12 protein-coding genes are annotated in these 13,147 nt (G+C 70.1%); 5 read left to right on the top strand and 7 right to left on the bottom strand.

All coding sequences use genetic code 11. From position 1 onward, the window contains the following. Window positions 1–22: 22 nt before the first annotated feature. Entirely contained in the window at window positions 23–766 is a 744-nt protein-coding gene (locus tag E2E34_RS07065) for a DsbA family protein (RefSeq protein WP_244315550.1), read from the bottom strand. Window positions 767–985: 219 nt separating this feature from the next. On the opposite strand from E2E34_RS07065, the gene E2E34_RS07060 reads away from it, so the two are divergent. Then, the gene (locus E2E34_RS07060; protein ID WP_138901056.1) at window positions 986–1,900 is read left to right on the top strand and encodes a GNAT family N-acetyltransferase; all 915 of its coding nucleotides are present in this window, start codon (window positions 986–988) and stop codon (window positions 1,898–1,900) included. Between the two features lie 19 nt (window positions 1,901–1,919). On the opposite strand, the gene E2E34_RS07055 is transcribed toward E2E34_RS07060, so the two are convergent. The 5 genes from E2E34_RS07055 to E2E34_RS07035 form a co-directional block, all read right to left on the bottom strand. After that, window positions 1,920–2,339, bottom strand: coding sequence for a peptidase inhibitor family I36 protein (locus E2E34_RS07055; RefSeq protein ID WP_167518233.1), 420 nt, complete (start codon window positions 2,337–2,339; stop codon window positions 1,920–1,922). A gap of 17 nt (window positions 2,340–2,356) precedes the next feature. Beyond that, a complete protein-coding gene (locus tag E2E34_RS07050; protein ID WP_138901054.1) occupies window positions 2,357–2,623 on the bottom strand; it encodes a hypothetical protein in 267 nt (88 codons plus the stop codon). A gap of 315 nt (window positions 2,624–2,938) precedes the next feature. Next, on the bottom strand, window positions 2,939–4,018 hold the full coding sequence (locus E2E34_RS07045; protein WP_138901053.1) for a sensor histidine kinase: 1,080 nt from the start codon (window positions 4,016–4,018) through the stop codon (window positions 2,939–2,941). After that, a complete protein-coding gene (locus tag E2E34_RS07040; RefSeq protein WP_138901052.1) occupies window positions 4,011–4,727 on the bottom strand; it encodes a response regulator transcription factor in 717 nt (238 codons plus the stop codon). The genes E2E34_RS07045 and E2E34_RS07040 overlap by 8 nt, the downstream gene beginning before the upstream one ends. 68 nt (window positions 4,728–4,795) lie before the next feature. Further along, complete coding sequence (locus E2E34_RS07035) at window positions 4,796–5,500, bottom strand: VanZ family protein (RefSeq protein WP_138901051.1); 705 nt, start codon at window positions 5,498–5,500, stop codon at window positions 4,796–4,798. A gap of 335 nt (window positions 5,501–5,835) precedes the next feature. On the opposite strand from E2E34_RS07035, the gene E2E34_RS07030 reads away from it, so the two are divergent. The 4 genes from E2E34_RS07030 (at window position 5,836) to E2E34_RS07015 (ending at window position 10,328) form a co-directional block, all read left to right on the top strand. Next, the gene (locus E2E34_RS07030) at window positions 5,836–6,198 is read left to right on the top strand and encodes an amphi-Trp domain-containing protein (protein ID WP_138901050.1); all 363 of its coding nucleotides are present in this window, start codon (window positions 5,836–5,838) and stop codon (window positions 6,196–6,198) included. Window positions 6,199–7,051: 853 nt separating this feature from the next. Beyond that, window positions 7,052–7,849 carry an SGNH/GDSL hydrolase family protein gene (locus E2E34_RS07025; protein ID WP_138901049.1) on the top strand — a complete coding sequence of 266 codons (798 nt, stop codon included), beginning with the start codon at window positions 7,052–7,054 and terminating at the stop codon, window positions 7,847–7,849. A gap of 137 nt (window positions 7,850–7,986) precedes the next feature. Continuing rightward, a complete protein-coding gene (locus E2E34_RS07020) occupies window positions 7,987–8,562 on the top strand; it encodes a hypothetical protein (RefSeq protein ID WP_244315549.1) in 576 nt (191 codons plus the stop codon). A gap of 305 nt (window positions 8,563–8,867) precedes the next feature. Beyond that, window positions 8,868–10,328, top strand: coding sequence for an FG-GAP repeat domain-containing protein (locus E2E34_RS07015; RefSeq protein ID WP_138901048.1), 1,461 nt, complete (start codon window positions 8,868–8,870; stop codon window positions 10,326–10,328). A gap of 851 nt (window positions 10,329–11,179) precedes the next feature. Here E2E34_RS07015 and E2E34_RS07010 read toward each other — a convergent pair. Next, window positions 11,180–12,667: a SpoIIE family protein phosphatase gene (locus tag E2E34_RS07010; protein WP_138901047.1), complete on the bottom strand. Its 1,488-nt coding sequence runs from the start codon at window positions 12,665–12,667 to the stop codon at window positions 11,180–11,182. Window positions 12,668–13,147 lie beyond the last annotated feature (480 nt).

Below are 13,147 nucleotides of genomic sequence, written 5' to 3'. Positions count from 1 at the left end.
CGAGCCGGTGAACCAGCTGCTCTCACAGCACGTCCACTCCGTTCCGCCAGATCCCCCGCTTGTGGTGGATGTCGATCAGCAGGCGGGTGAACACGGCCGGCTCCACAACCACCCCGAGCATCTCGTCCGGTAGTTCCTTTTCGTTGATCATGACCGACGGTGTGCCCGGCCCTGCGGGGTCGGGACCGTCGACTTCTTGATAGGCAGCCTGCGAAGCGGTGACGAAGGGCTGATACTTCATCGTGGTCACCGCCGAGTCGAAGGCCTTGCCGCGCAGCCCCTTCACCTCGCCGGCGAGCTCCAGCAGCATGGCGGTGGTGAACCCGCCGGACTCCTCCGCCTCCTGCTGGTTCTCGAACAGCACCGCGTGGTACTCGGCGAACTTGCCCGCCTCCAGAGCGGCGCGAAGGCTGTTGACCGCACGCTTGGAGCCGTCGCCGCCCAGGCTGCCGTCCTTGAACGAGGCGAAGACGTACTCGGTCTTCGTCTTGCGGGCCAGTGTCATCTCGGTCAGTGCCGCAGCCCCCGTGCGTTCGTACTCCTCGACGACCGGGCAGCGCGGGTCCTCATAGACCCGCACCGTCGTCCTGGCCCGCGGGTCCCCCACCACGATCGTCGTGCCGTCTGCTGCCAGCTGCTCCGGCAACTCCTGCACACCCTCGTACGGAGCCGTCGACGCAGGCGCAGACCGCTGGCCGCAGCCGGCCAGCACAAGCCCCAGGGCGCCCACTGTGACAGTGGCGCGCAGCCCCTGAATTCTTCCCACGTATTGCCCCTCCCCTGATAGGAGGCCAACTGTAGAGGGCAACGCTGCGGCGATCGCTCCTGGCGAGAGTGGCCCGGAGAAGCCATGCAGCATCTCCTCCCTCTGTGCCCACAGCGGGGGACAGTGCCCGCCTGGTCTCCCCATCCCGAACCCCGACCCCACGCCGGCCGATCGGAAACCGGGTGCGGACTGTGGGGGCGGTGGTGTCTGATCGCGGGTATGGCGATTGTGTTGGGCAGGCCCGGAGCCGACGGGCTGCGCGAGGCGGTGGGCGCCCTGCGGGAGTGGCAGTACGACGGGGCGCCGACGCAGTTGCATCCGGGGGACCTGGGCTGGTTCTGGCGGTTCGGTGCGGAGGCGACCGCCGCGGCGGTCAGGACGTGGAGCCGGGACGGACAGATCCTGGCCGTCGGGCTGCTGGACGGTCCCGGCTTGTTGCGGCTCGCGATCGCGCCGGACGCCCGGTGGGACGTGGAGCTGGCGCAGCGGTTGGTCGAGGACGTGGCCGAGCCGAGGCGCGGCGTACTGATGGAGGGGAAGGTGGCCATCGAGGCGCCCAGGAGCGCGCTGGTGCGAGGTCTGCTGTCCGAGGGCGGTTGGAACGCGGGCGAGCCGTGGGCCCCCCTGCGCCGCGACCTCACGGAACGGGTAGCGGATCCTGGCGTGCGGATCGAGGTGATCGGGCCACAGAAGGCGCACGTGCGGGCCGCCGTACAGCGGGCATCGTTCGAGACGTCGACGTACACGGACGAGCTCTGGCACGCGATGGCAGCCGGACCGCTCTACGCCGACGCCCGGTGTCTGGTCGCGTACGACGGCCAGGGCAACGCGGTGGCGGCGGTGACCGTGTGGTCGGCCGGTCCCGGGAAGCCCGGGTTGCTCGAGCCGATGGGCGTGCACCGTGAGCATCGCGGTCACGGCTACGGCAGGGCGATCACCCTGGCCGCGGCGGCCGCACTCCAGGCGCTGGGCTCGTCGAGCGCCGTCGTCTGCACCCCGAGCTCCAATGTCGGCGCCGTCGCCACCTACACGTCAGCCGGCTTCCGAGAACTCCCCGCGAACCGCGACCAGTACCGCGACGCTCAGGCCGTGAGCCGTTGGAGCGCGCCTGCGGCGCCTCGGCCGCAGGCGTGACCCTTGGTCGGTGTTCAGTTCAGTGACTGCCGCCGACGGCCTGCCCCTGGCCAAGACGCCGACAGGCGCCGCCGCAGTACTCCGAGTTCACGGCGTCGTAGGTGAAGGCGGTCGCGTTGCCGGACTGCCCCACTGCCACGAGCTCGGAGCGGCCCGTGCAATTGCTGAACTCCCATACCCGCAGGGTGTCGAGCATGGTGTTGTAGTACGACCTGCCCTCGCGGGTGTCCAGGCACGCCCGGCCGGCGGGCAGCTTGTACGCCGTCGGCCGCCCCTCGAAGTGGTGGGCCTGGTACACGCAGAAGCGGTACTGCGGGCAGTCGCCGAGGCCGGCCGGGGCCGCAACGGCCGGTACGGCCCCCAGCGGGAGCAGGAACGCCGTCAGCACGGCCACCAGGCCCGTGTACCAGGCCAAGGGCATCCGGGTCCCGTTCGTCACACGGATTCCGCTTCTCATCAGCACTGTCCCTTCCGATCCGGACCGGTGAAGGTGTGCAGGTCGCCCAGGTTGTCTGCGGTGTTCGTCGTCCAGGCGCCGTCGAGTTGTGCCGTGCTGTGGTTGTAGTCGCCGCAGGCGCACCAGACACTGCCGGCGCGGTCGGCGTACGACGTGGTCAGGTCGCCGGAGTTCTGCTGGGCACGGTCGGGACTGCCGAGGCGGAAGGGCGCTGTCGCGCCGTTGCCGTCATCAGCGCTGACGAGACGTAAGACGCTGCGTGTCACGGGCGGCTCCCGGAGAAAAAGTGGTCACGGAGTCATATGCCCCGGGCGCGGCCGCCCGAGTTGCCCCGCATGGCCACTTTGGAGTCCTTTACCCTCACGCCACACGCCCCCGCGCACGCGCCGGTGATCTTCGGACGACGAGCGTGAGTGACCGACGCCCCCGCGACCGGCCCCCGGGCCCTCGGCGGGTCCGGTCTGCTCCGCTCACTCCGTACGGCTGCACGACACGTGGCGCACCACGGACGGTGGCCGCGGCGTTCCGGACGCGGTCCACGACGAGGCCGCGGAGGGCCGGCGCGCCGTTGCCGAACATGCCTACGGCGTGCCGGGCAGCCGGACCGTGACGAGGAGACCGCCGGCAGGGCGGGCCACGAGGTCGAGGGTCCCGTCGTGGGCTCGGACGATGCTGTGCACGATGGCCAGGCCGAGGCCGACACCGGCGTGCCCGTCGGCGCGTACGCGTTCCGTCCCGCGCTGGAAGGGTTCGGTGAGGGTCGGCACCAGTTCCGGTGGCACTGGTCGGCCCGTGTTCTCCACCCGCAGCACGCACGTGTCGCCGTGGGCCTCGGTGTGGACCGTCACGGTGCCACCGGCGGGCAGGTTGTGGACGACGGCGTTCTGGACGAGGTTCGCCACCATCCGCAGCAAGAGCTCGGCGGAGCCGCTGGTCCGGGCCGCCCCGCCGGTGACGTCGAGTGTGATCCGGCGCTGTTCGGCGAGAGGAAGCAGCGTTTCGGCGGCCTCTTCGGCGACGAGGGAGAGGTCGACGCGCTCGGGGGCGAAGTTCCGCCGGTCGCTGCGGCTGAGCAGCAGGAGGGCCTCGGTGAGGTCGATCGCGCGCGTATTGACGGCCCGCAGGCGTTCGATCAGTTCGCCCCGGTCCCGCGTGGGGTCCTTGTGGGCCACGTCGAGCAGCGTCTGCGAGATGGCCAGCGGGGTGCGCAGTTCGTGGGAGGCGTTCGCGGCGAACCTCTGCTGCTCGGCGACGTGGGATTCGAGTTGTCCGAGCATGGCGTCGAACGCGTCGGAGAGTTCACGGAATTCGTCCTGGCGGCCCTTCATGCGGATCCGGTGGGACAGCGAGCCGTTCCCGGCCCTCCGTGCCGCATCCGTGATCTGTGTGAGGGGTGCGAGCATCCGGCCGGCGAGGATCCATCCCCCGACGAGTCCGAACACGAGCAGCGCGACCATCGCCACGGCCGCGGCGGGGGCGAAGGTGCGCACAAGGAGGTAGCGGTTGGGCGCGATCCCGAGAAGACCCTGGGAATTGTCGGGTACGTAGCGCAGCAGGAACACCCACACCACGGCCAGCAGGAGAGCGCCGGCGACGGCGAGGAACCCGGCGTAGCTGAGGGTGAGTTTCAGTCGGGCGCTGAGCCCTGGGCGTCTACGCACGCATACCGCCGGGGTCGGTGGTGTCCCTGCCGGGGGCGCTGGTGTCGGTACCGGTGTCGATCCGGTAGCCGACGCCGGGCACGGTGGCGATGAGCCACGGTTCGCCGAGCCGTTTGCGCAGTGCGGAGACGGTGATGCGCACGGCGTTGGTGAGGGGGTCGGCGTTCTCGTCCCAGGCCCGTTCCAGCAGTTCTTCGGCGCTGACCACCCCGCCTTCGGCGACGACGAGGACTTCCAGCACGGCGAACTGCTTACGGGTGAGCGCGACGTAGCGTCCGTCGCGGAAGACCTCCCGGCGGAAGGGGTCGAGACGCAGGCCCGCGATCTCGCGGACCGGAGGCCGGGCGTACGCGCGTCTGCGGTCGAGCGCCCTCAGCCGCAGGACGAGCTCCCGCAGCTCGAACGGTTTGGTGAGGTAGTCGTCGGCGCCGAGCCCGAACCCGGAAGCCTTGTCGTCGATCCGGTCGGCAGCGGTGAGCATCAGGATCGGGATGCCACTGCCGGAGTCGACGATGCGCCGGGCGACCTCGTCGCCGGAAGGGCCGGGGATGTCGCGGTCGAGGACGGCGAGGTCGTAGGTGTTGACCCTGAGCAGTTCCAGCGCGGAGTCGCCGTCGCCCGCGATGTCGGCGGCGATCGCCTCCAGGCGCAGACCGTCACGGACGGCTTCGGCCAGGTAGGGCTCGTCCTCCACGATCAGTACGCGCATGTCCGAAGCCTAAGCAGCACGACATATCGCCGGCGTATGCGAGGACGTGTCCGCACCGGACCCGCGACTCAGCATGCGGGTGCCGGCGCGGGGCGGGGGTGGTCAGACGGCGCATTCGCCGTGGTGCGCCACCAGCGGCGCGAGGCCAGCGCGGCCAGCACCGCGCCGGTGGCGTTGACCAGTACGTCGTCCACGGAGGACACCCGGTCCAGCCGCAGAACGTACTGCGCGGTTTCGACCAGGACCGAGCAGGCCGCCCCGAGCGCGAGGATCCGGGGCACGGACGCCAGTGCCGCGAACCGCATCGGGGCGAAGAACCCCAGCGTCGCGAAGATCAGCAGGTTGCCGGCGATCCCGAGCGGACCCATCGTGAGCAGGTCCCGCAGCGGGACCAGGCTGACCCGGGCGGGTACGACGCCGGCCCCGGCGCCCGGCATCATCGTCATCCACAGGAACGGCACGGTGCCATGGACCATGCCCACCTCGGCCAGCGACATCCGCCACGCCGACGTGACGCCGGCGGCCCGTCGACGGCGCGCCGGCACCCACGCCACCAGCGCGGCCAGCGGCAGCGTGACCAACGTGACGAGCACCACCCCGTTGAACGTACCGAGGCAACCGTGCCAGCGCCCGGACAAGCACATCGGAGCGGCCATCATGAGCGGCCGCCGCACGACGAGGACGGCGCCCGCCAGGCCGAGCGTCGCCAGGCCGAGAAGCACGATCCGGCTCACGCGGCGGGGCGGTGGCGACAGGATGGGGTGGTGGTTCATGCCCTCCATGAGAGATGGAGGGCCGTTGCGGTGGCGTATCCGATTCTCGATATGCCCGCGATACGCGGTAGCCCCGGCCCACCGGCAGCGAACTTCACGGACGCCGCCACTGCGACGGGCTCACCTCGGAGAAGGGCTCACCTCGGGGAAGGGCTCGATCCGCTTCGGTCACCGCTGAGACCGTCCCACCCACGCCCCGTCCGCTCTCCTCCATGCGCACCACACGCGCCAGGTCGCAGGCCGTTCCGGCGCTTCGCCGGCCGTGCGGATGTCCGATCACGTACATGGCTCCAGAATTGTCCTTGTGCACCGTTTCTGCCGGATGGGAGATACCGATGACGGACCTGAAGTTTGAGCAGAAGCGCTCACTGTCGCGCCTTGAGGCGGCTGACCAGTTGTCGAGAATCGCAGCCGCGCTGAAGGAAGGCGGGGATGCCGAACTGGAACTCGGCGCGGGGACCGTGAGCCTGCGGGTCCCGGAGGAGTTGCACAGTGAGATAGAGGTCGAGGTCGGTAACGGGGAGATCGAACTGGAGATCGAGTTCACGTGGCCGCTCGCACCGGAGCGGACAGCACCATCGGCCGACGGCGCGCAAGAGGCCACGAAGCGCAAGAGCGTGCCCGCCAAGCCCCGTCGGACCAGCACGGGCGGCAACCGAGGCAAGAGTGCGAAACGATCCGCCACGAAAGACACCTAGATCCTCTCCTGTCCGGCTCCTCCTCCGGGGCCGGCCGCAAGCCCGATCCCGCCCGGGAACACGCGTTCTCCATCTCCACATTCCGGCTGGCGGACCGGTGGAGGCAGCCCACCGGTGTCGTCACCACGGCGGTCCACGTCACCCCATGCGAGCGGTCGAAGGACACCTGCGGCTGATGCAGGCCGCGCGCGAACGCATCGGTCGGAATCTCGACGGCCGGGACCCTACGTCCGCGCACGCCACACCGACAGTTGGGTCGTCCGCCACACAGCCGGCAACAGAACGGTCCGGGGGGCATCGGCCCGCCGTAGCCGCGGGGCCGTCCAGCGAGGCGGCTGACTCATTTCGTGCGGCTGCATTGCCGGACAGCCGTCCACGTACCACTCCGTCCGGCACGGAGGAACGCGCGCTTACGGCAGCGACGGCTTGACCAGCGGCTTCCCTCGACAGGGCGAGTCCGTCCTCGGCCTGGCCGCGATGACGGCGGACGCCCGGGCCGCTGCCCGCGGGGCACGGACCGCCCCTGCGCCAACACAGCCCCACTCTGGAGGCGAATTGAACCAGGGGGTGGCCTACGTCCGACCGGCCGCACACGGCCGTTCGGCTCCCCCGTGACGGCGCGGCACGAGCCGGGGAAGGACGGTTCGTCGGGCCGGGCTTCGTCACCGGCCAGGCAGGAATGCGCGTCGAAGGGTGGTTCCTGGACGCAGGGCGTCGCTCGCCCGCGCCGCTCGGCAGAGTCGTACGGAAACAAACCGCTCCACACGCCTATCGCGGGGGCGCCGCGCACTGCTACAAAGTGACGCTTCAACAATTCCTGGCCTCCCCCCAACAGCCCAAGGACTGAGTTGTCATGTTCACCTCCAGTTTGAAACGGGTTCTCGCTCCCTTACTCCTGATCGCGGCGACCATCGGCCTGGCCCAGCCCGCCTACGCCGCTGCGGCGGAGCAGCGCTACGTCGCTCTAGGCGACTCCTACTCCTCCGGGGTGGGCGCCGGCAGCTACCTGGCCGACAGTGGCAGCTGCCAGCGCAGCAGCAAGGCATACCCGTCACTGTGGGCGGCGGCGAACGCCCCGGCATCGTTCTCCTTCACCGCCTGTTCGGGAGCGACGACCAGCACGGTGAAAAGCAGTCAACTGACCCCGCTCAACAGCGCGACCACGCTCATCAGCATCACCGCCGGCGGCAACGACGTCGGCTTCGCGAGCGTCATGCAGACCTGTGTTCTGCAGAGCGAGGCCACGTGCGTCAACGCGGTGAACAACGCCATCACGCAGATCAACAACACCCTGCCGGGGGGCCTTTCGTCCCTCTACGGCACCATCCGCAGCAAGGCGCCGCAGGCTCGCGTCGTCGTGCTGGGCTATCCGCGCTTCTACCAGCTGAACGGCAGCTGCATCGCCGGCCTGAGCGAGAACGAGCGCGCGGCGATCAACCGGGGCAGCGACGCTCTCAACGGCATGCTCGTCAAGCAGGCCGCCGACGCGGGATTCGCGTACTCCAGCGTCGTGGACGAGTTCACCGGCCACGAGATCTGCTCCGGCGACGCCTGGCTGCACAGCGTTTCGGTGCCCGTGTCCAACAGCTATCACCCGACGGCCACAGGCCACTCCGGCGGTTACCTGCCGGCTTTCCGCTCCACCGTCTGACCGCCCCCTCCCCCGGGCCGCGTCCCCGGGGTCTTCCGCGCCGGGGAGTCGACGCGGGTAGACCTCGCGGCTCACCGCTCAGCACCACCGCAGACATCCACGCCCCGTCCACCGAAGTCCGCACCAGGAGGAAGCTCATGAAGTCCCTGACGACCCCCGACGGTCTCCCGGCCGGCGCCCCGGTCCCGAGCCGCACACGCGGCACCGCACTGCGCGCCGTCATCACCGCCCTCGCGCTCGTGCTCGGCGCGTTCTTCGCCCCCGGGGTGGGTGTGATCGGCGGTGCGACCGACGCGCACGCGGCCACCAAGATCAGCCACTCCACGGCGACTTCGATGTTCCGTAGCTCCGGGATCACCTGGTCCTCGTCCGGCGGCTGCTCGGACCGCAACAACCCGACCTGTACGTCCTTCGAGCAGCTCAACCTCGCCTCCGCCCAGGGCGCCCAGACGCTCAGGAGCGCGAGCGGCTGCGCCCTGAACATCACCGGCGGCACGGAGACCGGCCACGCCGGCGGCACGTACTCGCACTGGAACGGCTACAAGCTCGACTTCAGCAAGTACACGTGCGTCGGGAACTACATCAAGAACACATTCACCTACATCGGTGTGCGCGGCGACGGCGCCCCGCAGTGGAAGTCCGGCGCCGGCAACATCTACGCCGACGAGGGCAACCACTGGGACGTGACGTTCTACAACTGCGGCGGCTGCTGAGCCGGCGTACGAGCCCGAAGGGAGACGCTCTGCCCGGACCTCCGGTCCGGGCAGAGCACCCGCATGCCGGCTCGCGGTGACCGACCGACGGCACCCACCCCCGTGGCAAGCCACGCGCGCGGGAGGGCTTGCCCAGCGTCTCGAACCAGAACCCGCCGCGCCGGGGCCGGGTGGTCTTCGACTGCGACACGAAACACCACCCTGGTCGTACAACCATCCGCCCACCCGGGATGTCTTGAGCGTCAGCGGGCGCGCTCACCACGCTGTCCGTGTTGACGCACCGCTTTTCAAGGCAAGGAGAGAGCGTGCCACGACGCGCAATTCGCAGGACGGCAGTCTCAGCCGCGGTGGTGGTGTCCGCGTCGTTGCTGACACCCTCCGCGCACGCCGTGACGTCCGCCGCCGGCACTTCGAGGCTGCAGGACGACTTCAACGGCGACGGCTACCGTGATGTGGCGGTCACCGCGCCGACGGCCACAGTCAGCGGCAAGGCCGGAGCCGGCTACGTCGCCGTGCTGTACGGGTCTTCGTCGGGGCTGAACAGCAGCCGCAAGAAGGTCATCAGCCAGGACACCGCGGGCATACCCGGCGCCGCCGAGAGCGGCGACAGCTTCGGGAGCGCGGTCTCCAGCGCCGACCTGGACAAGGACGGCTACGCCGACCTCATCGTCGGCGCATCCGGCGAGACCCTGGGCACCGCACGGGGCGCCGGCATGCTGACCGTCGTCTGGGGCGGCGCGAGCGGCCTGTCCTCCGGGAGCACTCTGATCAGCGACCCCGACCCGAGTAAGTACCTGGGCGTGGGTGTCGCCGCCGGCGACTTCGACGGCGACGGCAGCGAAGACGTCGTCACCGAGGGGCCGGCCGGCGGACTGCAGATGCTGAGCGGCCCGTTCCGACGCGACGGTTCGGCCGCGAGAACGGCGGCCTTCCCGGGTACGTTGACGGAGGGCAGCCTGAGCGCGGGCAGGCTGGCGGCCGCGGATGTGGACGGGGACGGCATCACCGACGTGGTGGGCTCCGCGGAGGTCCACAGCGACGCCGGCAGCGGAACTCCGAACGCGGTCTACTGGCGTGGCACTCCCTCGGGCTTCGCCGAGCATGTCTTTCTGGGTGTTCCGGCCGACGAAGTGGCGCTCGGCGACCTGGACCGCGACGGGTACGCCGACGTGGTCGCCGGGCACTGGTCGACCGGCTACGACGAGGACATGGATCCGATGAGCAAGGGCGGCATGATCACCGTCTTCTACGGCAGCGCCGTCGGCCCGGACATCGGCGGCCGGGTGCAGTACAACCAGGACAGTGCCGGCGTCCCCGGGGCCGCCGAGTCCTTCGACGGCTTCGGCAGGGGTATCAGCGTCGGGGACGCCAACGGAGACGGGTACGCCGACGCCACGGTGGGGGTGCCCGGGGAGGACTTCGACGGCAAGACCGATGCGGGCGCCCTGGTCGCCTTGTTCGGCTCCGCGTCCGGTCTGAGCACCAGCGGTGCCAAGGTCTACCACCAGGACACGACGGGGATGCCCGGGGCCGCCGAATCGGCCGACGCTTTCGGCACCGCCACGAAGCTCGTCGACGCCAACAAGGACGGCAGGGCCGAACTCCTGGTCGGCGCCCCGGGCGAGAACAGCCGTGAGGGCGCTGTATGGGTGGTGCGCAGCACGTCCACCGGCATCACGACCTCCGGCTCCTGGTCCTTCGGCCCCGGCACCCTCGGGACCACGAAGGCAGCCGCCCGACTCGGCAGCGGCTTCAACCACTTCTAGGCCCAGTCGCTTTGACGGGTGCACCACTGGATGACCGTGGCTGGTGGCGAGGTGGCGAGGTGGCGAGCGGCCTGGCAGGCGTGGGCGAGTTCGTCGCGTCGCATGTACAGGCTGCGGGGTCCGCTGATTCGTCGGTGCGGCGTTGACGCGCCGGCTTCCTCGTGAGCGGAATGACGAAGAAGTCCCGCGAAGTGCGTGGAGGGGCCCTGGTGCCGTGTCGGCACCAGGGCCCCGAGGGAACTGCAACACCATCTGCCGGCTCTAGGGCTGCGCCGGCCTTCTGTTTCCGCGTACCCGACTGATACGCCGTCGGGGGTGCGGGGATCGCGGATGCGTGACCGGAGACCACCTCACTGTCGATGTTCTGCGGTACCCGGGCTCAGAACGTCCGCCCAGGCGATCCTGATGGGGCCAAGCTCCTCCGTTCTTTCCTCTGAACCTCCCGGCGCGCGCGCCCGCAGCCGACGCCTTCGCCGAGAACCTCTGATCACCACGCTGCTGGTACTACGCACTGCACTTGCTGGTACTGCGGGTCCTGCTCATGGCGGCCCCTGATCACTGCGGGCCCCCCGGTCCGGCCGTCAGTCCCGTCGCCGTCCTGCACAAGCCAGGCTTCGAAACTCCACCGCCGTACCGTCCTGCAACTGCGGTACTCCTGCTCGGCAGTTCATGTCTGCCGGGCCCTTCTGACTGGGTTACGAGAGAAACCATAACCACACCACCACCCAATGTCTACTCCAGCGACCATAGATTTCTGCTCGCGCCAGACGGAGGTACCTTGCGCTGGGCGTGCACGGAGATGCGGCCGCGCCGGGGCGCGGTGGCCGGCTGCCGCCTGGAGCCAACGCCCGTCACCTGGTCTGGGCGATGAGCAGGGCGACGTCGTCGTGGTTCTCGGGGTGCTGCAGCGCCTGGAGCAGCCAGTCGCACGTGTCCTCGAGCGGGCGCTTCGGGTCGTCGAGGAGAGTGAGGAGGACGTCCAGGCGGGTGTCGATGGCCGTGTCGCGGGTTTCGACCAGGCCATCGGTGTAGAGGACGAGCTGGTCGCCGGGGCGCAGGGTCAGGATGGTGGTGTGGAAGGCCACGTCGCCGACACCCAGCGGTACGCCCGTGGGCAGGTCCAGGAGTTCGGCCACACCGTCGAGATGCAGAAGGGCCGGCGGCAGATGCCCGGCGAGAGACACGTGGCAGTGGGCCCGGTGGGGGTCGTAGACGGCGTAGACACACGTGGCGATGGCGTCGCCCAGGCCGGCGGTGACGTTGTTGAGATGGTGCATGACCTCGGCGGGTGGCAGGTCGAGGCCGGCCAGGGTGCGGGTGGCGGTACGCAGCTGGCCCATGGTGGCTGCGGCTGCGACCCCGCTGCCCATGACGTCCCCGACGACCAGGGCGGTCTTGTCTCCGCTCAGGGGGATGACGTCGAACCAGTCGCCGCCGATCTCGACGCTGGCTTGGGTGGGGCGGTAGCGGGTGGCGATCTCAAGGCCCGGGCGTCGCGGCGGCGGGTGCGGCAGGAGGCTGCGCTGGAGGGTCAGCGCGGTATGGCGTTGCTCTTCGACGGTGCGGTGTCGCTCGGTGACGTCCACGCTGGCGGTGGCCACCCCCAGCACTTTGCCGTTGGGGGCTTCGAGCCGGTAGAACGAGATCGACCAGGCGTGGTCGTGGTCCAGGTCGGCAGCGGTGCGGCCGGCGGTGTACTGGTCCAGGACCGGGACGCCGGTGGCCAGGACCTCGCGCATCGCCGCTTCGAAGGACTCGTCCAGGAACGGCAGCACCTCATGGACGTGGCGGCCGATGTGCTCGGCGGCGGGCACGCCGTTCATCCGCTCCTCCGCCGGGTTGACCGAGACGTACCGGAGGTCGGTGTCCAGCACCCCCAGACCGATGGGTGACTGGGACACCAGCCGGGCGGACAGCGCCAGGTCCCGTTCGACCTCGCGCAGCGTCGCCTGGTCGGTTGCCAGGCCCAGGGCCCAGAACTCTCGCTGGTCGTCCTGAAGCCGCATGTTGCGGAACTCGACCTGTCGCGTGCTGCCGTCCTTGCGCCGGATGGGGAAGACACCGGCCCAGCTGCCGCCGCCTTCCATGACCTCGGCGAACATGTCCAGCACGAGCTGCCTGTTCTCCTCACTGACGAGCAACCGGCCGGCGGGCTCACCGAGGGCCTCCTCGGCGCTGTAGCCGAACAGGTCCTCGGCCTGCGGGCTCCAGAGATCGATCATGCCCTCGGCGTTCAGGAGGACAGCCGCCACTCCCAGCACGTCGAGCAGGCCACCTGGCCCGGACGCGGCAGCCCCCGCCGCATTGGGATCGCTCCGCGAGGGCTCGCCTCCGCCCATCTCCCCGGCTCCCTTCCTGCCTCCGCCCGGCGTGATGCCTGGTACCGGCCAGGACACGCACGGCGCCCGTGCCCCTGGCTCACCAATCGTCTCCCCGTACGGCCCCCTCGCGCACGCCACACTGCGGGGCGGCGCCTGGAGCGCAGGGAGCGTCCGACCGGACCCGGGGGGCGGCAGTTGCGTCCGTCCCGGTCGTCGGACGGCCTTCGGTGCGGCGCCCCGCCGCAGGTCAGAGGCTGTATCGGCGGGGAGATCCATCGAACTGGTGCGGCGGCGGCCCGGCCAGGCGGTGGCCGTTCTCAGCAGGGGCCATCAGCACACAGAGCTGTGCTCCAGTTGGTGCAGAGCGCGCTGCTCAGCCCTCTGACCCTGCCGTCCGCACAGGTGAAGGGCCCTGGTGCTCGACAGCACCAGGGCCCGGGGGTCAACACCATCTACCGGCTACTACGGCGCCGGGCTCTTGTTTCCGCGCCTCCACCC

It is taken from the genome of Streptomyces albidochromogenes (assembly GCF_005981925.1).
GTDB classification, from domain to species: Bacteria; Actinomycetota; Actinomycetes; order Streptomycetales; family Streptomycetaceae; genus Streptomyces; species Streptomyces albidochromogenes.
The sequence above is the reverse complement of the archived record's forward strand: the minus strand, read 5'-3'. Positions and strand labels throughout refer to the sequence as shown.